The sequence below is a fragment of the Kaistella gelatinilytica genome (assembly GCF_015679325.1).
GTDB lineage: Bacteria > Bacteroidota > Bacteroidia > Flavobacteriales > Weeksellaceae > Kaistella > Kaistella gelatinilytica.
The window spans coordinates 222578-244529 of sequence record NZ_JADPVI010000003.1 but is presented as its reverse complement, the minus strand read 5'-3'; the positions used below and the strand labels follow the sequence as shown (position 1 = coordinate 244529).

At 36.4% G+C, this 21952-nt stretch carries 20 protein-coding genes; 5 read left to right on the top strand and 15 right to left on the bottom strand.

What is annotated here, in order from left to right; all coding sequences use genetic code 11:
- Nucleotides 1-59: 59 nt before the first annotated feature.
- From IV494_RS14780 to mraZ, 12 genes are all read right to left on the bottom strand, one after another.
- Nucleotides 60-1115, bottom strand: a complete 1056-nt coding sequence (locus IV494_RS14780) for a cell division protein FtsQ (protein ID WP_230380125.1) — start codon at nt 1113-1115, stop codon at nt 60-62.
- Entirely contained in the window at nt 1116-1640 is a 525-nt protein-coding gene (locus tag IV494_RS11985) for a hypothetical protein (protein ID WP_196080373.1), read from the bottom strand. It lies immediately after the preceding gene.
- Nucleotides 1637-2992: a UDP-N-acetylmuramate--L-alanine ligase gene (murC, locus tag IV494_RS11980; protein ID WP_196080372.1), complete on the bottom strand. Its 1356-nt coding sequence runs from the start codon at nt 2990-2992 to the stop codon at nt 1637-1639. The genes IV494_RS11985 and murC overlap by 4 nt, the downstream gene beginning before the upstream one ends.
- Before the next feature lie 173 nt (nt 2993-3165).
- Nucleotides 3166-4272, bottom strand: a complete 1107-nt coding sequence (murG, locus tag IV494_RS11975; RefSeq protein ID WP_196080371.1) for an undecaprenyldiphospho-muramoylpentapeptide beta-N-acetylglucosaminyltransferase — start codon at nt 4270-4272, stop codon at nt 3166-3168.
- Between the two features lie 38 nt (nt 4273-4310).
- A complete protein-coding gene (locus IV494_RS11970; RefSeq protein ID WP_196080370.1) occupies nt 4311-5540 on the bottom strand; it encodes an FtsW/RodA/SpoVE family cell cycle protein in 1230 nt (409 codons plus the stop codon).
- Nucleotides 5541-5562: 22 nt separating this feature from the next.
- Nucleotides 5563-6888, bottom strand: a complete 1326-nt coding sequence (murD, locus tag IV494_RS11965) for a UDP-N-acetylmuramoyl-L-alanine--D-glutamate ligase (RefSeq protein ID WP_196080369.1) — start codon at nt 6886-6888, stop codon at nt 5563-5565.
- 7 nt (nt 6889-6895) lie between these two features.
- Nucleotides 6896-8137 carry a phospho-N-acetylmuramoyl-pentapeptide-transferase gene (gene mraY, locus IV494_RS11960; protein WP_196080368.1) on the bottom strand — a complete coding sequence of 414 codons (1242 nt, stop codon included), beginning with the start codon at nt 8135-8137 and terminating at the stop codon, nt 6896-6898.
- A 10-nt stretch (nt 8138-8147) separates the two neighbouring features.
- A complete protein-coding gene (locus IV494_RS11955) occupies nt 8148-9608 on the bottom strand; it encodes a UDP-N-acetylmuramoyl-L-alanyl-D-glutamate--2,6-diaminopimelate ligase (RefSeq protein ID WP_196080367.1) in 1461 nt (486 codons plus the stop codon).
- Between the two features lie 110 nt (nt 9609-9718).
- A complete protein-coding gene (locus IV494_RS11950) occupies nt 9719-11710 on the bottom strand; it encodes a penicillin-binding transpeptidase domain-containing protein (RefSeq protein ID WP_196080366.1) in 1992 nt (663 codons plus the stop codon).
- Complete coding sequence (locus tag IV494_RS11945) at nt 11694-12059, bottom strand: FtsL-like putative cell division protein (protein WP_196080365.1); 366 nt, start codon at nt 12057-12059, stop codon at nt 11694-11696. The genes IV494_RS11950 and IV494_RS11945 overlap by 17 nt, the downstream gene beginning before the upstream one ends.
- A 75-nt stretch (nt 12060-12134) precedes the next feature.
- Entirely contained in the window at nt 12135-13028 is an 894-nt protein-coding gene (rsmH, locus tag IV494_RS11940) for a 16S rRNA (cytosine(1402)-N(4))-methyltransferase RsmH (protein WP_196080364.1), read from the bottom strand.
- A 19-nt stretch (nt 13029-13047) separates the two neighbouring features.
- Nucleotides 13048-13518 carry a division/cell wall cluster transcriptional repressor MraZ gene (mraZ, locus tag IV494_RS11935; protein ID WP_196080363.1) on the bottom strand — a complete coding sequence of 157 codons (471 nt, stop codon included), beginning with the start codon at nt 13516-13518 and terminating at the stop codon, nt 13048-13050.
- Nucleotides 13519-13771: 253 nt separating this feature from the next.
- Between mraZ and IV494_RS11930 the strand changes: the two genes are divergently transcribed.
- The 5 genes from IV494_RS11930 to IV494_RS11910 all read left to right on the top strand — a co-directional run bounded on the left by IV494_RS11930 (nt 13772) and on the right by IV494_RS11910 (nt 19461).
- The gene (locus tag IV494_RS11930) at nt 13772-14536 is read left to right on the top strand and encodes an alpha/beta fold hydrolase (RefSeq protein ID WP_196080362.1); all 765 of its coding nucleotides are present in this window, start codon (nt 13772-13774) and stop codon (nt 14534-14536) included.
- 58 nt (nt 14537-14594) lie between these two features.
- Entirely contained in the window at nt 14595-15215 is a 621-nt protein-coding gene (yihA, locus tag IV494_RS11925; protein ID WP_196080361.1) for a ribosome biogenesis GTP-binding protein YihA/YsxC, read from the top strand.
- On the top strand, nt 15212-15670 hold the full coding sequence (locus IV494_RS11920) for a GNAT family N-acetyltransferase (protein WP_394368404.1): 459 nt from the start codon (nt 15212-15214) through the stop codon (nt 15668-15670). The genes yihA and IV494_RS11920 overlap by 4 nt, the downstream gene beginning before the upstream one ends.
- 223 nt (nt 15671-15893) lie before the next feature.
- On the top strand, nt 15894-17213 hold the full coding sequence (locus IV494_RS11915) for a T9SS type A sorting domain-containing protein (protein ID WP_196080360.1): 1320 nt from the start codon (nt 15894-15896) through the stop codon (nt 17211-17213).
- Between the two features lie 109 nt (nt 17214-17322).
- The gene (locus IV494_RS11910) at nt 17323-19461 is read left to right on the top strand and encodes a S46 family peptidase (protein ID WP_196080359.1); all 2139 of its coding nucleotides are present in this window, start codon (nt 17323-17325) and stop codon (nt 19459-19461) included.
- Between the two features lie 172 nt (nt 19462-19633).
- On the opposite strand, the gene IV494_RS11905 is transcribed toward IV494_RS11910, so the two are convergent.
- From IV494_RS11905 to IV494_RS11895, 3 genes are all read right to left on the bottom strand, one after another.
- Complete coding sequence (locus IV494_RS11905) at nt 19634-20125, bottom strand: thermonuclease family protein (protein WP_196080358.1); 492 nt, start codon at nt 20123-20125, stop codon at nt 19634-19636.
- 94 nt (nt 20126-20219) lie between these two features.
- Nucleotides 20220-20780: a peptide-methionine (S)-S-oxide reductase MsrA gene (msrA, locus tag IV494_RS11900; protein ID WP_196080357.1), complete on the bottom strand. Its 561-nt coding sequence runs from the start codon at nt 20778-20780 to the stop codon at nt 20220-20222.
- A 146-nt stretch (nt 20781-20926) separates the two neighbouring features.
- Complete coding sequence (locus IV494_RS11895) at nt 20927-21895, bottom strand: ROK family protein (RefSeq protein WP_196080356.1); 969 nt, start codon at nt 21893-21895, stop codon at nt 20927-20929.
- Nucleotides 21896-21952: the final 57 nt, after the last annotated feature.

Sequence of the window (21952 nt, the reverse complement as noted above, 5' to 3'; positions counted from 1 at the left end):
CTTAATGCTTAGGATTTCGTCCGCCGCTTTACTAATGCGCCATTAATTGACTTTTTATATTATTCAACTTTAACCTTTCCTTTTGGTTTTGAAGGGGAAGGTTTGGTCTTATTGTGGTCTGAAGTTTTTGGCTTCACTGTTTCTTTCTTTACGGTTTGCGTTTCCTTTTTTACAGCAGGCTTAGATTTTACTTTTGTCGTAACCGCTTTTGCCGGAGTAGTCTTTGGTTTTTCTGCCGGTTTCGATACCGTTTTTTTAACCGCTGGTTTTACTACTTCTAACTTTGTCGTGTTTGAAGAAGCGTGATTTAAGGCTTCTGCTTTTTTCTGCGCGATAACCGGTAATTTCGCCAGTTCTTTATATCCTACACTAATGATACTGTCATTTTCTTTAAAGTTCGGATTCAGTGTAGTCACAATTTGATTGTTGTATTTTACTGAGATCTTGCTGTACTTTTCCGGTTGTTGGAAAATTAAATACTTTTCGACAAAGGTTTTAAAGCCTTTTACTTTGAGATTAATGTTATCTAAATCGCCAATTTCAACTTTATAATTTCCTTCGCTTGTTAACAGATTATAATTGTCTTTCTCTTTTGAAATACCGATGAAATATTTTTTACTGAATTCATCTTTATCAATTTTATTAACCAACTCAGCAAGTTTTGGATACTCCGAACTTTTAACATTTCCCGTAACAAGCATGCATGGGAACGAATAATTTTTCGAAATTGGAAACTCTGTGCCTTTTTCGTCTACATAAAAATCGTTACCATCTTTGTTCAATCTAAAAGCTGGAACTCTCTGTTTAATGTCTAAATTCAAATTTCCATTTAAATTCAAATAAACATTTGCGCTGTCAACTCCGGGAAGTTGATTTAATTTTTTTTCTAAGGCTGGAATATTAATGTCGCCAACTCTCTTTGTCGGATTTGAACTTTTCACCAAATCTTTTACATCTTTCTCATCAATAAAATAAACCGGACTTTTAGTTTTGGTCATGTTCACCGAAACTTTTTCCATGGGTTTATTATTGAATCTTTTCAACGAAAAACTCAGCAGAAATCCAAAGATGATCACTGTAATTAAAATTTTTAATATTCTGAATTTGTTTTTCATTTACTTTTTTTGACTTAATTTCTGATCAAAGTTTTTTACTGTTTTTAACATATAGCTGAAGTTTTCTTTGAGCTCCAGTTCATAATCCCAATCGTCACGTTCTGTTTTTCCGTGACCCAGAGAAGTCATATTTATTACGCGATCATTTTTGATCCAAAATTTGCAGTTCCATCCGCCAATATCTGTAGCGTCTGATTTATTTTTATAAGTGATGCTTTGCAATGCTAAAACTTTCGCTTCATTTTTTAATAAGAAATAATCGGAATACGTATCTGTGTATTTTCCGTTATTTTCGTCCCATTTTCTGGTCATTTTTATAATTTCATTCCCTTCTTTTTCATATTCATACCTGATCAATTTTCCTTTAACAGGAATTTCAAAAGTATATTTCGCTCTGCTCGAATCCTTGTCGATTCGGTCAGCGTATTTATTGATTTTGTCTGCTGCTGCCAAATCTGTTTTAGATTGAGAAAATGAAATTCCAAAAATTAACAGCAGTAGCAAAAATGAAAATTTTAGTTTCATAGCTTCAACCATTCTACAATCCCATCAGACAAAGTATCGATATTTCCGGCACCAACAGTCAATAGAACATCAAAGTCTTTTTCTTTTATTTTATTAAAGGCCTCGTCTAAAGGTGAAACCTCTTTTTTCTCTAATTTAATTTTCTCTAAAAGCCATTTTGAAGTTATTCCTTCAAAATTTTCCTGTAATTCCCGAGCTGGATAAATATCAAGTAATAGCAATTCATCTGCTTTATCCAAACTTTCTGCAAAACCATCTGCAAAATCTCGTGTTCTGCTAAATAAATGTGGCTGGAAAACCACCAGTAATTTTTGATGCGGATAAAACGTTTTTATCGACCCGATGACTGCATTCAATTCTGTTGGATGGTGCGCGTAATCATCGATATAAATTTTTCCGCTGTCGAAATTATGTTTCGTGTATCTTCTTTTAATTCCTTTGAAATTGGCGATTCCATTTTTCAAAGTTTCAAAATCAACGCCTAAATTATTCAGGATTGCAATTGCGACCGTCGCATTCTCAACATTATGAATGCCCGGAATTTCCCAAACAAAATCATCAATTTCTTCATTCGGCGTATGGAAATCAAAATAAATTTTGTCGCCTATTTCCCGAATATTATCGGAATAAAAATCAGCTTCTTCATTAACGGCGTAAGTTTTCGCTTCTCTTCCAATGTGAATTCCTTTTCGTACAAAAAGTTGATCACTTTCCGGAACCAGATCCGCAAAATCTCTGAATCCTTGTTCAATCGTTTCCTTATCGCCGTAAATATCCAAATGATCTGCATCAATCGAAGTTATTGCCGCCCAATTTGGAGAAAGGTTCAGAAAACTCCTATCGTATTCATCTGCTTCAACTACAGAAATTTCATTTCCATTAAACAGGAAATTTGATTTAAAATTCTCAGCAATTCCACCCAAAAAACAAGAAAAAGGAAGATTCGCTTCTTTACACAAATGCGCCACCAAAGAGGAAGTTGTCGTTTTACCGTGCGTTCCTGCAATCGCAATACAATTGGTGTTTTCGGTGATCATTCCAAGAACTTTCGCTCTTTTTAAAACTGTGAAACCATTTTCATTAAAATAATTGAGTAGGTCTAGTTTTTTAATTGCGGGCGTATAAATGACGAGTGTATTTTCTTTGACTAAATTTTGAATTTTATCAGTTATAACATCTTCAAAAACAATGTCAATTCCTTCGGAAACTAAGATATTGGTAAGCTTGGTTACGGTTTTATCGTATCCCAAAACATTGTTGTTCGACGCCCGGAAATAGCGCGCCAAAGCACTCATTCCGATGCCGCCGATTCCTACGAAGTAGAAGTTTTGATAGCTTGTTAAAGGTTTCATTTTCGTGTTATTGATTGCGCCCTTGCAGGGCTTTCTATTATTGTTTTTGTTTTTTCAAATTCAAAGGGCTTCACCCTTTGCTGTTGATTGCGCCACTTCGTGGCTTTTTGTTAATTGTTTATAAGGTTCTTTATCTTTTTTGCTGATTTGTCACTTTTTGGCTGGTTTTAGTTTTAAGAACTGATTTTTAATATTTTTAAAATCTCACTTACAATTTCCTCGGTGGCTTTTGGTTTTGCAAAAAATTCCAGATTTGCAGACATTTCTTTTCGTACATTTTCATTCTCGCAGATCTCTAATAAAGTCGGCAGAAATTTTTCTTTCATTTCGGTGTCTTTTACCATTTTTGCCGCATTCTTTTCTACCAATGTCATCGCATTTTTGGTTTGATGATCTTCTGAAGCAAAAGGAAAAGGAACCAAAAGCACAGGCTTTTTTGCCATCGCTAGTTCCGAAATCGCAATTGCTCCAGCTCTGGATACAATCACATCTGCCGCAGAATAAGCTAAAGCCATATCTGAAATAAATTCCCTAATTTGGATGGAAGCGGAATTTTCAATATTTGATGACAATTCTTTAAAATCTGTTTTCCCGGTTTGCCAGATGAGTTGATAATCTTTAGCATTGATTTCCTCTAAATTTTCTTTCCAACCATTATTTAATGTTCGTGATCCTAAAGAACCGCCGACAGAAAGAATGGTCAGTTTATCTCCATTTAAACCTAATTTTTCTTTCGCAGATTTAGTTTCTATTAGATCTGTAATAATATTTTTGCGAATCGGATTTCCCAGAAAAAAGGTTTTCGTTCCGTGGAAAAATTTCTCCATATTTGGATAAGCTGTGAAAACTGCTTTTGCTTTCTTTGATAAAAAAATGTTCGTTTTTCCGGGTAAAGAATTTTGCTCCTGTACAAAAATTGGAACATCTAATCTTGAAGCGGTATATAAAGCTGGTCCGCTCGCAAATCCTCCAGTTCCGACTGCGAAATCCGGGTTAAATTCTTTGATGGCTTTCTTCGCTTTCATCAAACTTGAAATTACCTTAAAAGGAAGGTTTATATTTTTCAATAAATTTCCTCTGTCAAATCCGGCGATGTTTAATCCTATAATTTTGTAACCTGCTTGTGGAACTTTTTCCATCTCCATTTTTCCATTTGCACCAATGAATAAAAATTCGGCCGTCGGAAATCTTTTTTTGATCTCGTCGGCAATAGCAATTGCTGGAAAGATGTGTCCACCTGTTCCGCCTCCGCTGAGTACTATTTTTAAATTTTTGTTCATATTTTTTTTGGACACGCGATCAATCGCGTCTCTGCGATTTATGCGATGTCATTTATTTCTTCAATATTCTGCGTTTTACCCATTCCTTCTTCGTCATAAACCTGAATTCTGGAACTCACATTTAATATAATTCCGAGCTGAATATAGGTGACCAGCATCGAGGTTCCACCATAACTTATTAAAGGCAAAGGCTGTCCTGTAACCGGAATCAAATTAATGGCGACGGCAATATTGACGGAAAGCTGCATGAATATCATTATTCCCAAACTGAGCACGAGTAAACTCCCGAAAAACGCAGGCATTTTACTGGCTATCATTACAATTCGGATAATCATGATGAGGTAGAGAACTATCAAAAATACGGCTCCAAAAAATCCATACTCTTCAACGATTATGGCAAAAATAAAGTCGGAGGCAGATTGTGGAAGCATTTGTTTTAAAGCACTTTTCCCCGGTCCCATTCCGGTAATTCCACCGTGAACGATCGCAGCTTTTGCCTGCATGACCTGATAATTTTTTGCTTTTAAAGTTTCATCTTCAACATCAGTTGTTTTTTTTGTATTGCTGAACGTTTCAACACGACTCATCCAAGTATGAACACGGTTGCTGCCAATTAAATCGGTCTTTAATGCTAAAAACATGAACATTCCGATTGCTACAACGGCGACTCCCATGAAACCTAAAATGTATTTTTTATTAAGTTGTCCCACCACCATTACGGCTAAAGAAACCAATAAGATCATTAAAGCTGTAGAACCATTATCTTTTGCAACAAGCGCAAAAACCAACAAAACTGGTCCGAAAATATAGAGCACATTTTCGATGGCAAGTCGGTCTCTTTTAATTCTTTTTGTTAAATATCTGCAGAGATAAACTACGAGTAATAAGTAGGCAAACGACGATGGCTGGAAGGAAATTGGTGTTCCGGGGATTTTTAACCAACGGGAAGCCGAAGCTCCGTCGATCTGCTGTCCTGTAAACATGGTTAAAATTAAAAGTAAAACCATGATTCCGAGCAGAATACTGCTCAGTTTACCGATATGTTCGTACTTGAAAAACCCTACAGATCGCATGATCGCCAAACCAAGGATCACGAAAAACATGTGCTTCATCAAGTGAGTCGTCGTAGTACCGTTGTTCACGATAAATTCCAAATTTGAACTGGCGGAATACACCGGAAAGACAGAGAAGAACGAGATCAGCAAGATCACGCTCCAAAGTACTTTGTCGCCTTTTAACAGTTCGAATTTGTTTTCTGTTTCCTGCATTTTGTTTGAATCGTTTCCGATTTTATTTTAAAACTTCTTTTTTAAACTGATTTCCTCGGTCTTCATAATTATTGAACAAATCGAAACTAGCGCAACATGGTGAAAGTAAAACTGTATTTCCTTTTTCAGTCAATGATTTTGAAACTTTCACGGCTTCTGCCATACTTGATGTGCTGTAAATCAATTCCGTTTTATCCTGAAAGAAATCGATGATTTTCTGATTGTCCAATCCTAAGCAAACAATTGCTTTTACTTTTTTCTTTACGAGTTCTTCAATTTCGGTATAGTCATTTCCTTTGTCAACGCCACCAACAATCCAGATTGCGGGTTGTTTCATGCTTTCTAAAGCGTAGTAAGTTGCGTTCACATTAGTTGCTTTACTATCATTGATGAATTTCACGCCATCGATTTCTGCAACCTGTTCCAAACGGTGTTCAACTGCCTGGAATGTCATCAAAGAATTTCGGATACTTTCATTGTTGATCTGAAGTATTTTCCCCGCAATCGAAGCTGCTAAACTGTTCGCAATATTGTGATTTCCAACCAGTGAAAGTTCATCGATCTTCATTGAAAATTCATCTGCCAGTTTCACGATCATCTTATTATCATTGAGATAACCGCCTTCTTTTAATTTATCTTTAGTAGAAAAAGGGATCATTTTCGCCTTGATCTCTAATTTTTCTAAAAGGTTTTGACTCATCACATCATCTTTATTATAGATGAAAAAGTTGTCATTCTCCTGATTTTCTGTAATTCTGAACTTCGCTAAAGCATATTCTTCGTAGTTGTAATTGTACTGATCTAAATGATCCTGACTCAAATTCAATAACAGAGAAATATAAGGTCTAAAGTTTTGAATATCATCTAATTGAAAAGAACTTACTTCTAAAACATAATAGTCGAAATTTTCGTCTGCGACTTGTTTCGCGAAACTTTTTCCAATGTTTCCACCCAAACCAACTTTCAGATCATCATTTTTCAAAATATGATAAATGAGAGAAGTTGTGGTCGTTTTGCCATTGCTTCCGGTGATCGCAATTATTTTAGCATCGGTGAACTGTGAAGCGAACTCAATCTCAGAAGATAATCGAATTCCTTTCTGATTAATTTTAAAAATAATATCCGCTTTTTTCGGAATTCCGGGTGATTTGATGATCCAGTCTGCGGCAAGAATTCTTTCTTCCGAATGTTGTCCTTCTTCAAACTCAATATCAGCATCGATCAAAAGCTTTTTGAAGTCCTCTTTGATCAAGCCTTTATCGGACAAGAATACCTCCATGCCTTTTTTCTTCGCCAAATAAGCTGCGCCAAATCCGCTTTCTCCGCCTCCTAAAACAACTATTTTCATATAATTTTTATCTGACTTTTAAAGTAATTAAACAAATAATCGCAAACAGCACGCCCATGATCACCATTCGGTTCACAATTTTACTTTCATGATAACCTTCTTTTTGGTAATGATGATGAAGAGGAGACATTTTAAAAAGTCTGTTATTTTGAGCATATTCTAACCCAAATTTTCTCTTTCTGTATTTAAAGACTCCAACCTGCAGCATGACTGAAATGTTTTCTATCAAGAAAATTCCACACAAAACAGGAATCATTAATTCTTTTCTTAAAATAATCGCCAGAACTGCGATGACGCCGCCCAACATTAAACTTCCCGTATCGCCCATGAAAACTTGCGCCGGATACGTATTATACCAGAAAAATCCGATGACTGCACCAACTAAAGCGAGGGCAAAAATGGTTGTTTCCCCCATATTGGGCAGGAACATAATATTGAGATAATCTGCAAAAATGATATTCCCCGAAACGTAGGCGAAAAAGGAGAGCGTCAACAATATGACGACACTGGTTCCTGCGGCGAGACCATCGATTCCATCAGAAATATTGGCTCCATTGGATACGGCGGTCACAATAAAAATGACGAAAGGGATAAAAACGATCCATGCCCACTCGTGTGCTTTTTCAGGCGTCATCCAAAATAAAATTCCGCTGTAATCGAACTCATTATTTTTAACGAAAGGAACGGTGGAAACAGTTGCTTTTTCCGTCGGCATAAAGTTCGTTTCAACATTATTTCTATTGATTTCTTTCGCATCTGCATATTTTCTTTTTACCGTAATATCCGGGTGAAAATACATGGTGATCCCCACAATTAAACCTAAACCAACCTGACCGATGACTTTGAATTTTCCGCTGAGACCGTCTTTGTTTTTCTTTACTTTCTTTAAATAATCGTCGATAAATCCTATTGCTCCCATCCAGACGACAGAAGTGATCAATAAAACGATGTAAACATTAAATATTCTGGTGAAGAGTAAAACTGGAATTAAGGTTGCCAAAATAATGATCAAACCTCCCATTGTAGGCGTTCCTTCTTTTTGTTTCTGACCATCTAAACCCAAATCACGAACCAATTCGCCCATTTGTTTCTGGCGCAAATAATTGATGATCTTCTTACCGAAAATCAAAGCGATTATTAATGACAATAAAACCGCCATTCCTGCTCGGAAAGAGATGAATTTAAACATACCAATTCCCGGAAGATGAATTCCGTGGGCGATACAATATTCGTAGAGGTAGTATAACATAATTGATCGTTTATTTGCTCATTAATTTTGCTAATTCGATAACTGTTTCTTTGTCATCGAAATGGTGTTTTATGCCATCGATCTCCTGATAATTTTCGTGGCCTTTTCCTGCAATGAGGATAATATCTTTCGGTTCGGCAAATTTAATCGCCATTTTAATCGCTTCTCTTCTGTCCGGAATTGAAGTGTATTTGCTGAAATATTGAGGTTCAACGCCCGCTTCGATTTCTTGAATGATCGTCGCAGGATTTTCTGTTCGTGGATTATCGGAAGTGATAATTGCTAAAGTCGATTTTCGAGACGCGATTTTTCCCATTTCAGGACGTTTCGCGTGATCTCTGTCGCCGCCACAACCAAATACAGTAATTAATCTTTCGTTTTTTGTACGGATCTCGTTGATGGAATCTAAAATATTTTCCAAAGCATCCGGAGTGTGTGCATAATCGATGACGAAGAAAATTCCGCCTTCAGATTTTAAGGTTTCAAATCTACCTTTTACGGTTTTCAATTGAGACATTGCTTTTAATATATCTTCTTCATGAAATCCCGCTTCTACAGTAATTGCGTATGCTAGAAGTAAATTATAAACATTGAATTTCCCTGACAAAGTCGTCCAGAATTCTTTACCGTTAAAGTTGAGAAGCATTCCGTTGAAATCAGTTTCTAACATTTTACCGTGGAAATCTGCCATCGTTTTCAAAGCGTAGGTTTTCTTCTTTGCTTTGGTATTTTGAAGCATTACGTTTCCGTTTTTGTCATCAATATTGGTGATGGCAATCGATTCTGAATTCAACTCGTCAAAAAATCTTTTTTTGGTTTTTAAATATTCCTCAAAAGTTTTATGGTAATCTAAATGATCGTGCGTAATATTTGTAAATCCGGCGATTTTGAAATGTAAACCTTCCGTTCTGTTTTGATGAATTCCGTGGGAAGAAACTTCCATGAAAGTATATTCATAACCTAATTCAACTGCTTTCGCTAACATTTGATTGATTCGAATAACATCCGGAGTTGTATGAGTTGAAGGAATTATTTCATCTCCAATTCTATATTCTACGGTCGAAATTAAAAGCGATTGAAATCCTAGAATTTTGAAAATATCAAACAAAAGAGTAGCGACAGAAGTTTTTCCGTTCGTTCCTGTAACGCCGATTAAATTTAATTTTTCTGAAGGATTGCCGTAAAAATTAGATGCGAGTTGACCTAAAGTTTTCGATGCATCTTTCACTTTAATGTAAGTCACATTATCCTTTAAGTCTTCAGGTAAAACTTCACAAATAATAACTTTTGCGCCTTTCTCAATAGAAGGATCGATGAATGAATGACCGTCGGAAACGGTTCCTTTGATGGCAACATACAGAGAATCCGGAACAACTATTCGGCTGTCGAAAACAATTTCTGAAACGTCGGCATTTTGATTTCCGATCATTTCTAAAACTGGGATTCTTTTTAATAATTCTTCTAATTTCATTTCTTGTTTTTATAAATTCCGTAGGTTTCACCGACGGCTATTCATATTAAATCCTTCGGATTCTTTTAATTTTTAAACGTGACAAATGGTGACTTGTCTCTACATTTTTTTTAATTCTGCAATTGCAGATATATTCTTTGGGTTTTATTGATGATCGTTCCTTCTAATGGAAACTGTTCTTTAATTCGACCAACACCTTTGTAATCAACTCTGTAACCTTGATTTTCCAGTTGTGGGATAATATTTTTTCCAATAAGTCCGGTAACGTTCGGCATTTGATTTCCGGTTACCGCGATTTTTACGGTAGGTTCGATCATTTTGCTTAGATCTACTTTTCGGTCAACCAATAATTCCTGTTCAATATTCTGTGGAGTTTTAAGGAACGTTTTTCCTGCAATCTCTTTAAATACGGGAGCCGAAACGGTCGCGCCATAAAAACCTTTCGAATTATCCGGTTGATTTACCATCACGATACACGTATATTTCGGATTATCTGCCGGATAAAATCCTGCGAAACTCGCCTGATATTTCGCGGGTCCAGGTTTCCAGTATTCAAATCTTGCCGTACCTGTTTTTCCGGCCATTTTTAAATTGGGCGTAAAAATACTTTTCGCGGTTCCTTTTTCTACGGCTTTAGTTAATGCACTGGTCATCATTTTGATCGCTTTTTCAGAAGCCATCTTTTTGACCATTATTTCTGGTTTAGCAGTGAATAAAACTTGACCGTCTTTCATGATCTTATCGATGAAAAGAGGTTTAAGCATCACACCTTTGTTCGCAACTCCATTGTAAAATGTGGTGAGTTGTAAAAGGTTGAATCGGGAAGAATATCCATAAGCTAATGAAGCTAAAGTTGCGGCATTCCATCTTTTACTTTCAGGCGTAACAATATAAGGTCTCGTAACGCCGGGAAGTTCAATATCCATTTTGTCAAACATTTTCCATCTTCTCAGATGATCTAAAAATACCTGAGGTTTGTCTGCATAAAATTTGGTAATTAATTTTGCGGAACCCACATTGCTCGATTTCGCTAAAACATCTGAAATATCATAAGTTCCACCACCGTGACCATCTGAAATTTTTTGTTTTGCATAAACCCAAACTCCGTTTCCAACATTTACTGTTGTATTTTCATCGATAAAACCATCATCCATTGCGGCTAAAAGAGAAACTGTTTTGAAAGTAGATCCCGGTTCAGAAGCATCTTTCATGGCGTAGTTATAAGCATCTACATAAATTCCAGGTTCAGTTCTGCGAAGATTGACCATGGCTTTTACTTTTCCTGTCGCAACTTCCATGACCAAAACACATCCGTGATCAGCATCGAATTTGATGAGTTGTTTTTCTAAAGCTGAACTTGCAATATCCTGAATTCTTAAATCAATTGTCGTGTAAACATCCTGTCCATCAACTGGTTCGTTTACTTTCCAGTAATCGATGGGTTTCCATTGGCTGGAATTAACTCTTTGCTCTAAACGGGTACCATCTTTGCCGGTCAAATATTTTGAAAAGGCTCCTTCTAAACCTGATTGTGCAGCACCATTATCCATTCCGATTGTTCCTGCGCCGATCTGAGTTGTAGCGAGTTCTCTTTTGAAATTACGGTCGATGATAAAACCGCCTTTGTTTTTTCCTTTAATGAAAATTGGAAACTTTCTGATACGATCGTAACCATCGAAATCTAACCCTTTTGCGAGCGCGTAATATTGATTTTTTGCTTTTTTCTGTTGATCCAGCCGATCTCTGAAATAGCTTTTCGGTTTACCAAACATTTGTGACAATGAATCAGATAATGCTGCAATATTATTGGAGTAAACAGAATCTTTTATGGTTTTAAAATCAAGATAAACATCATAACGCATCACCGTTGTGGCTAAAATAGAACCATCTGCGGCGTATAAATTTCCACGGGCAGCTTTTAAGGTTGCTTCCCGATAATTTTTGTTGATGTAATCATCTTTAATCTCCTGAACATTAGTGTTCTGTAAAATAATAATTCTGGCAAGAAAGACCATAAATAATACAAAGGCGAAACCTGCGAAGAAGTAACCCCATCGTAGTGTTTGTTTGCGTTTATTTTCGAATTCATTTTGAACCGCCATCTGTACTGTCTAATTTTATCAATAATTTGTGAGGATGATTTTCTAATGATAGAAGTGAATCCTGCACCATTTCTTTTCCTAATTCTGATTCTAATTTTACTTTGATCAATCTGCTTTGAGCATACGCATTTCGGGACTTATATTCCTCGGTTTGCTCTTTCAGATCATTGACCATTTCTATCTTCTGACTTACTAAGTGATTGCTGTAGATCATGATCATCATTAAGACAAACACCAACATAAAATATTTGTAATGAATTTTTACTTCATCGCGATTCAGGAAATTCCCTTTTACAATATCTATAAAAGTGAGTTTTTTCTGGGGGCGATTTGTAGGTCTTTTTGCCATCTATTTTTTATGAGTAATAAGTAATTAGCGATGAGTAATATTTTTTACGATTGCTTATTACCCATTTCTCATTTCTTATAATTTTATTCCGACACGCATTTTTGCGCTTCTTGCCCGGGAGTTTTCTGCTATTTCTGCCTCATCAGGAATGATTGCTTTGGTCTGAAGAAGGTCAAATGTTTTCGAGAAGTTTCCGTAAATATCTCTTGCTGGTTCGCCTTCGAACATTCCATTTTTTAAAAATCTTTTCACCAGCCGATCTTCTAATGAATGATAGGAAATTACGACTAATCTTCCCTGAGGTTTTAAAATTTTATAGGACTGAACGAGCATTTCTTTTAAAACTTCTAATTCCTGATTCACTTCAATTCTTACGGCCTGAAAAACCTGTGCAAAAAATTTATTTTGCTTGAACTGAGGAATGTAACTGAAGAGTTTTTTTAAATCTTCTGTCGTTTCGATCTTCTTTGTTTGGCGATGTTTTACAATTTCTCTCGCTAATCTTCTTGATTCCCGTAATTCACCGTAATAATAAAAGATTGATGCTAACTGTTCCTCTTCATATTCATTAATAATTTTTTTAGCGTCCAAAACCTGCATCACATTCATCCTCATATCCAAAGGAGCGTTCATTCTCGTAGAAAATCCGCGCTCCGCTTCATCGAATTGATGAGAAGAAACTCCAAGATCGGCCAAAATTCCATCAACCTTTGAAATCCCGAAAGCCATCAACATATTTTCTAAAAACCTGAAATTCTGATTGATGAGCGTGAATCTTTCGTCTTCAATCGTGTTTTTCAGCGCATCTAAATCCTGGTCAAAACTGTATAATTTACCTTTAGGCGAAAGTTTTTTTAAAATTTCGCGGGAATGACCACCGCCACCGAAAGTTACGTCCACATAAATTCCGTCGGGATCTGTCACCAAATCATCTACACTTTTTTTCAGCAAAACGGGATTATGATACATATTCTAATTGTTATCCTTATTAATTTTCGTCGTCTTCAAAACTAATTTCACCCATTACTTCTTCAGCAAGTCGTGCGAAATCTTCTGCGGAAGTTGCGATAACTTCTTCGTAAGCATCTTTATCCCAAATTTCAAAAAGTTCACCTGCACTTGTGATCACAATTTCTTTTTTTAGATCTGCAAAAAGCGTTAGATCTTTAGAAATCTGAAGTCTTCCTGCATTATCAGGCTCTACTGTTTTTAAACCAGCCGTAAACTGGCGAATGAAATCGGCGTTTTTCTTTTGAAAGCGATTGAGCTTATTTATTTTTTCCATCAGCTTTTCCCACCCGTTCATTGGATAAACTTCCAGACAGGATTGAAACACAGAACGCTTTACCACATAGGAATCACCACCATAATTCTCCATCTGTTTTACCAGAGATGAAGGTAGTTTGATGCGACCTTTGTCGTCCATTTTGCATTCGTATGTACCGATGAAATTCTTCATTTGGGACAAATTTATATAAAAATTTCTAAAACCTCCCACTTTTTCCCACTTTTTGACTTAATGTTAATAAGTTTTGATTTTAAGTATTAAATAATTGATTAAAAACGAGTTATGGTAGAGAATTCTTTTTTTAAATTTTTGGAAAAAAAACATTTTCTGTATTGTGAAAAATATTACTTTTATTAAAAATTTAAGGACCTAAATTAAAGTTGGTGTTAAATTTGTATTTTTGCAGCGCTGACAAAGCATTTTTATGAGATTTATTACGAAAAAAGAAAAAAAATTCTCTTTCATTGAAGCTGGAGAAGGGCATCCGTTGATTTTATTACACGGATTGATGGGTGGTTTGAGCAATTTCGAGAAGACGGTAAACTTTTTTTCCGAGAGAGGTTATAAAGTTTTCGTACCCGTATTGCCGATCTACGATCTGCCTGTTTTAAATACGAACCTAACGACTATTGCAAAATATGTTGCAAAATTTATAGAAGCAAAAGCAACGGAACCTGTTACTATTGTAGGAAATTCCATGGGTGGTCATGTTGGTCTGATCTTAACTTTGGCAAGACCTGAGTTGGTTAAAAATTTAGTTCTTACAGGAAGTTCCGGACTTTACGAAAGAACATTTGGCGATAGTTTTCCAAGAAAATCAGATAAGGAATATATTAAGAAAAAAACACAGGAAGTTTTCTACGATCCCAACATTGCAACTAATGAACTGGTCGATGAGGTTTTTTCTGTGGTAAATGACCGCATGAAAGGACTCAAGACCGTTATGCTGGCAAGAAGTGCGATCAAACATAATATGTTGAATGATTTACCGAAAATTACAGCGCCGGTTTGCTTGATCTGGGGAAAACAGGACAATGTTACTCCACCTGAAGTCGCAATAGATATGAATAAATTTCTGCCTAATTCTTCACTGCACTGGATCGAGAATTGTGGTCATGCAGCAATGATGGAAAAACCTGACGAATTCAACCAAATATTATATGAATGGTTGCTAAGTCTGGAAAAATAGAAGAGTGGAAGTTTAAGCTTCCATTTTTTATTTAATTAAATTTGAAAAAAAATAACAAATGGTTATCAAAACAACGGAATTTGTAAAAAGTAGTGGCAAATGGCAGGAATGTCCGGAACCCAACTTGCCGGAATACGCATTTATTGGTCGGTCTAATGTGGGTAAATCTTCATTGATCAACGCGATGATGAATCATAAAGATCTTGCAAAAACTTCCCAGACTCCTGGAAAAACACAGCTTATCAATCATTTTTTAATTAATGAAAGCTGGTATTTGACCGATTTGCCAGGTTATGGGTATGCGCGGGTGTCGAAAAGTATGAGAAAAGATTTCGAGAAAATTAACACCAATTATATTCTGAACCGTCCAAATTTGGTTAATCTTTTTGTTTTGGTTGATTCCCGGCACACACCGCAGCAAATAGACATTGAGTTTATTGAATGGTGTGGTGAAAGTGATATTCCTTTTTCCATCGTTTTTACCAAAGCTGATAAATTAAAACCCAATACGGTAAATGCTAATGTTGAAGTGTATCGAAACGAGCTTTTGAAAACCTGGGAAGAATTACCCGACATGTATGTGACTTCGGCAGAAAAGAAAATTGGAGGAGACGAAATTTTAGATTTTATCACGAAAACGAACGAACTGTTAACTAAAAATAAAGTAAAGTTCGAATGATGTCACAAGTTGTCTGGAAAATAAAATCATTTGAGGAGCTTTCTACAAAAGAATTATATGAAATTTTAAAGGTCCGGCAAGAAGTTTTCGTCGTGGAGCAAACTTGCTACTACCTTGATGCCGATGGATCCGACAAAAAAGCGGCCCACATTTGGGCAGAACAAAATGATCAGATCATAGCTTATTGCAGAGTGTTTGAACCTGGAATAAAATATGCAGAAGCATCTATTGGAAGAGTTCTTACGCATCCTTCCTACAGAAATTTAAATTTAGGGAAGATTCTGGTAAGAATTGCAATAGATACGATCGAGGGAAGATTCCGGACCACTGATATCAAAATATCCGCGCAGGATTATTTGCTAAAATTTTATTCAGATTTTGGTTTTATAGCTACAGAACACAAGTATTTGGAGGATGATATCCCCCATACAGAAATGGTCAGATGTTCCAAGTAACCGCCGATTCATTTTTGATAAAAAATTTACTAATTTCAAAATTCTCTCCGAATATGATTTTTAATTAAATGTTTAAGTGCTATATTTGTACGTAATTTCGCAATTATTTAAAAAAGCAACAATATAATTTGTTTAATAATTAGGAATTATATACTTTTACCAAAATCATTTAATTTCAAAGATTATGAAAAAAATTCTACTTACTGGCTTTGCGCTAGTTTCAATGGCGACTCAAGCTCAAACTTGGATCCCACAAGCGACTAAACTTCCTACTTCATTTGCTCCTAGAGAAATTGCAATAGTTGACGCGAATGTTGTTTGGGCATCTGTTTCAGATGGTTCAGGTGGGGGAACTTATCCTAAGACCTTCATTAAAACGATCAACGGTGGAACAACATGGACTCCTGGTAATATTGCTGGTCCTCCTGCTGCTGCACTTGTTGGTGATATTGCAGCTTTAGATGCAAATACTGCTTGGGTAGTAACTGCTCCTTCAACTGGTACTGCTGGAAATGGAGTTTACAAAACAACAAATGGTGGTACATCTTGGGTAAAACAAAACGTTTATACGACGGCTTCTTTTGGTAACGTCGTTTATTTCTGGGATGCCAACATTGGGATCACTGCTGGAGATCCAGTAGGCGGAAAATTCGAAATTTTTAGAACTGTAAATGGTGGTAGTACATGGACTGCAGTAGCTACGGCTCCAGCTCCTAATCCTGGTACTGAATACGGTTTGACAGGTGTTAGATACACGATCGGAGATAATTTCTGGTTCGGAACAACGAATGGTAGACTTGTACGTTCTCAAGATAAAGGACTTACCTGGGGTATTTATTACACACCAGCATTAGATTTCGGTGGTGGTGCTGCAGGTGGAGGTGTTGATGGATCATCTGGTTCATTCGCTTTCAGAGATACAAACAACGGTCTTATGATCGCTGTTGATGGAGCTGTACCAGGTGGAACTGCTGTAGCGTCACTTTATTCTACAACAAATGGTGGAGCAAGTTGGAGTACTAGTCCAATCATTCCCAATGGTCCTTGGTACTACGGTGACATCACTTATGTTCCTGGAACTGCTAATACTTATGTATCTACTGGTATAACAAATACTGATGCGACCATGACAGGTAGTTCATATTCTACAGATGGTGGTCTTAACTGGACTGCTATTGATAATGGGCAACAAAGAGGAACAGTTAAATTCATTAATCCTACAACAGGATGGTGTGGTTATTTTGCTGATGCTGCTCAAACAGCAGGAATCTTTAAGTTCAGTGGTAATTTGGCTTTAGCAACTAACGAAAGTGCAGTTAAGTCTACTTTAAAAGTATTTCCTAACCCAGCAAGCGATGTTGTAACTGTTTCTTCAAAACAAGATATCAAAGCAGTAAGCATCATTGATCTTTCTGGAAAAAGAGTTAAATCTGTAGAAACTAAAGGAGAAGTAAATGTGTCTTCTTTAACTAAAGGAACTTATATTTTACAAGTTTCTTATACTAACGGTTCTGTAGAAAATACGAAACTGATCAAAAAATAATTTTTTAAATTATTAAATAGAATGGATGAGTTTTTCTCATCCATTTTTTTTTGTTCTAAAGCCTTATATGAAATGATTTTCTTAAATTAGCCCTATTAAAATTTTATAAATGAAAAGAATATTATTGTTGCTCACATTCATGCTGAGCTTTGTACAATTTAAAGCCGACGAAGGAATGTGGCTTTTGATGATGATTAAGAGACTGAATGGCGTTGATATGCAAAAAGACGGTCTTAGACTCACACCAGAGGAAATTTACTCTGTAAACAAATCAAGCTTAAAAGATGCGATAGTTCAGTTTGGTGGTGGTTGTACGGCAGAAATGGTTTCAAAAGAAGGATTGCTTTTAACAAACCATCATTGTGGTTACGGTTCTATTGCTGCACTTTCTACTCCGGAAAAAGATCATTTGACCAACGGATTCTGGGCAATGAAAAAAAGTGAGGAACTTCCATCAAAAGGTCTTTCAGTAAGATTTTTGGTAAGAATGGATGATGTTTCAAAACGGATCAATGCGAAGCTGAATAATAATATGACTGCTGACGAAAGAAAAGTGATCATCGATGCAGAATACAAAGCGATTCAAGCTGAAAATTCTGAAAACGGAAAATATGTGGTTACAGTAAGAGATTTCTTTAATGGAAATGAATTTTACTATTTCGTTTATCAAGATTTCAAAGATGTAAGATTGGTAGGAACTCCGCCTGCATCTCTTGGAAAATTTGGTGGTGATACCGATAACTGGGAATGGCCAAGACATACCGTAGATTTTTCTGTTTTCCGTGTGTATGCAGATGCGAACGGAAATCCTGCAGAATACTCTCCGAACAATGTTCCTATGACGCCAAAACATTCACTTCCAATTTCTTTAAAAGGTTACAAACCTGGAGATTTTGCCATGATCGTTGGTTTCCCGGGAAGAACAAACAGATTTTTGACTTCTTACGGAATTGAGCAAATGGTTAACAAAGATTATCCGGCTTGGGTTGAAGCTTCTAAAGTTGCAATGGACGTGATGAAAAAATTCATGGACAAAGATCAGGCGACAAAACTTGATTATGCTTCTCAATATGCTTCAGTTGCAAATTACTGGAAAAACAGACAGGGTACAATTGATGCAGTTGAGAAAAATGGAACGGTTGCAGAGAAAAAAGCTTTGGAAGAAAAATATATGAAATGGGCTTTAATGCCAGAAAATCAAGCGATGTACAGCGGTGTTCTGGATGATATTAAAGCAAATTATGTACAAATTTCTGACAGAAATGTAGAGAGAAATTATTCTCAACAACTTCAGAGAAATGCGAAATTCATTACGATTTCTTATCAGTTAGGAACTTTATTGAAAACCTATGCCGATCAAGATGCAGCTGGTAAAACTGCTATGAAACAGAAAGTTACCGATGCGATCGACAAAGCATACGACAAACTTAATATGAAGTTAGAAGGTGAAATGCTGAATTCTATGGTGAACCTTTATCAGCAGAGAGTGAACAAAGATGTTGCTTCACCAACTGTGATGAGCGCAGACGCGAAAAATCTTTCACTACAGGCATTTTCTTCCATATTTGCGAACAAAGAGTCAGCGATGAATTTTGTAAACAATCCTGACCGATTGAAAATTGATGCAGATCCAATGTTTAAATTTGCTAACGGATACGTTACCGATCAAAAACTGGAAAGCGAGAAATTTGCTAAAGTTGACGAAGCTTTTGCTAAAAACAGCAGAATGTTCTTAGATGGATTAAGAAAATCTCAACCTGAGAAAGAATTCTATCCAGATGCGAATTCTACGATGAGACTTACTTATGGTACTGTAACAACTTTGCCAGAGAGAACAGATCGAAAATATTTCGGTATTAGTGAAAAAGATAATTACTACACCGATGCCACAGGAATGGTTGCCAAATATAAAAAAGGCGATGAAGAATTTGACTTACCTCAAAGATTCCTTGATTTGGTGAAGAAAAAAGACTTCGGTCGTTATAAAGACAAAAAAGGATTTATGCCTGTAAACTTCCTTACCAACAATGATATCACAGGAGGAAATTCTGGTTCACCAGTGATGGATGGATACGGAAGATTGTTAGGTCTGGCTTTCGATGGTAACAGCGAAGCGCTAAGCGGAGATATTATTTTCGATCAGAAATGGCAGAAAACAATAAACGTAGATATCAGAATGGTTCTTTGGACTATCGAAAAATACGGTAATGCAGGTCATTTGATCAGCGAAATGGTTTTGGTTAAATAATCAGGATATAATTTATATAAAAGACTGTCGAATTTTCGGCAGTCTTTTTTTTGTACTCAATTTTGAAGAAATCTGTTCTTTCAACCTTTCAAATTTAATGAGCAAAAGCTTTTCGACTTTCTTTAAAATGAATTAGAGTTTACATTATATAAAAGCGAGATCAACATCAATTTTAAAATGCATAAGAATTAGAAGCCTTTTCTTCTTTACTCATCTTTCGCCAAATCCAGGGTGCGATTGGATTTTTTTCTTTCCATAAACCTTTTTTTTTACTTCTGGCTTCAATTGCTAATTGCGCATAAGATGCATCTTTAGAATATTTTTTGAAATGCCAAGCCAAGCCATTTTTTACCAAAGTAATATTAATGTTGACTCCATTTGGAAGAATAAGTTCTGCGATCATTCTGCCGTTGCGGTCCAATTTCCCATCGCCTTGCAAACTCACCATCTTTCCAAAACAAAGATCAGAAACCATTTCCTTCGCCTTCGTACCATAAGCTTGCTTCTTCTCCGGACAATCAATATGTGCTAAGCGTACGGTCTGTTCTTTTCCGTCCATCAGCAAAGAAACCGTGTCGCCATCTTTTATTCCGATGACTTTGTAGGTTTGAGCAAAAACTGAGGAGCAAAAAATTAAAAAGGAGAGGAGCAAGAGTTTTTTCATTGGTAAATTAGAGGTGATTTTCAATTTGTAAAGGTGGAAGATAGAATTAAAATTTGGACAAAAAAAAGCGAAGAATAAATCTTCGCTTTCGTTTTTATACAGTTTCAGTATTTAGCATTCCGAGTTCGCCAAAATGTTTTTTAAATTTTGCGATCTTCGGTCCAACTACAGCGCTGCAATAAGGTTGATTGGGATTTATTTCATAATAACCTTGATGATATTGTTCCGCCGGATAGAAGTCTTCCAGTTTTGTAATTTCAGTTACATATTTTCCGGTGTATTTTCCTGTAGCTTCAGATTTTTTCAGTGCTGATTCGGCGTTTGCTTTCTCAGCTTCATTATTATAGAAAATGACTGATCGATACTGGGTTCCTATATCATTTCCCTGTCTGTTTAGTTGCGTAGGATCGTGCAGGAAAAAGAAAACATCCATTAACTGCTCGTAAGAAATAATTTTGGGATCGTAGGTAAGCTGTACTACTTCTGCATGACCAGTTTCTCCCGTACAAACTTCCTCGTAAGTAGGATTTGTTTTATGTCCTCCCGCATATCCTGATGTTGTAGATTCTACGCCTTTTAATAAATCAAGTACGCTGTCAACGCACCAAAAACAACCGCCACCAAAAGTGATTGTTTCTAAATTCTGTTTGTCCATTTTATAAATATATTTATTGATGATCTTCGACTCGCCCGTAAATTTTCAGGAGATCAAGAGATAATGATGAAAAAAAGTATGATTTTTTCGATGTAAGTATTTGAGTGAGATGGATAAGTCTTTAATATTTAAGAAAACCAAGACAGTCATTTCTCCCAGACAAGTGCACTCGCTCCGAGAATTGCGGCATCGGCTTCATCGAGTTCACTGAAAACCAGTTTTACCTTATTGCGGAAGATGGGTAGCAAATTTCGCTCCATGTGAAGCTTCGTGGGTTTCAAAATAAAATCACCTGCGTGAATGACGCCGCCAAAAAGCAAGATCGCTTCGGGCGAAGAAAACATGACGAAATTCGCCAAAGCTTCTCCTAATTTCTGTCCTGTATATCGGAAAACTTCAATCGCAGTAGCGTCGCCTTGTTTGGCGCACTCATAGACCACTTTTGAATTAATTTCTCCTTCAGGATATTGATTCAACATCGAATCGGGGAATTCTGCGCGCATTTTTTTTGCGGTGATCGTAATTCCGGTTGCAGAGGCGTAAGCTTCTAATGAGCCTTCCGATCCTGTGCTCCAGTGTTTTCTGCCGCCTGGTTTTACGATGGTATGTCCGAGTTCTCCTGCAAATCCGTCGTGGCCGTAAATTAATTGTCCGTTTGCAATAATTCCGCTGCCAACTCCGGTTCCTAGAGTGATCATGATGAAATCTTTCATTCCACGCGCTGCACCGAACATCATTTCGCCCAAAGCTGCTGCGTTTGCATCATTCGTCATTTTGCAAGGAACTTCGAATTTTTTTGTCATTAATTCTGCGAAAGGAACAACGCCTTTCCAGCGAAGATTTGGAGCCTGCTCGATCGTTCCGCGATAGTAATTGGCATTTGGCGCACCAACTCCAATTCCATCGAACTGTCTCTGGCCACAATGTTTCATAATTAAAGGCGAAACTTTTTCATATAAAGCATCAATGAAATCTTCAACTGCCGGATAATCTTCTGTCTTCAGACTTCCTTTTTCTAAAATTTCTCCACGGTGGTTGACCAACCCATATTTGGTATTTGTTCCGCCTACATCAACTCCCAGTGCAACTTGTTTGGATAAATCTATTAACGACATTTAAAATTATTTAGTCATTAAAAGTACAAAAATTAATAAAGCATCACAAAAAAACTT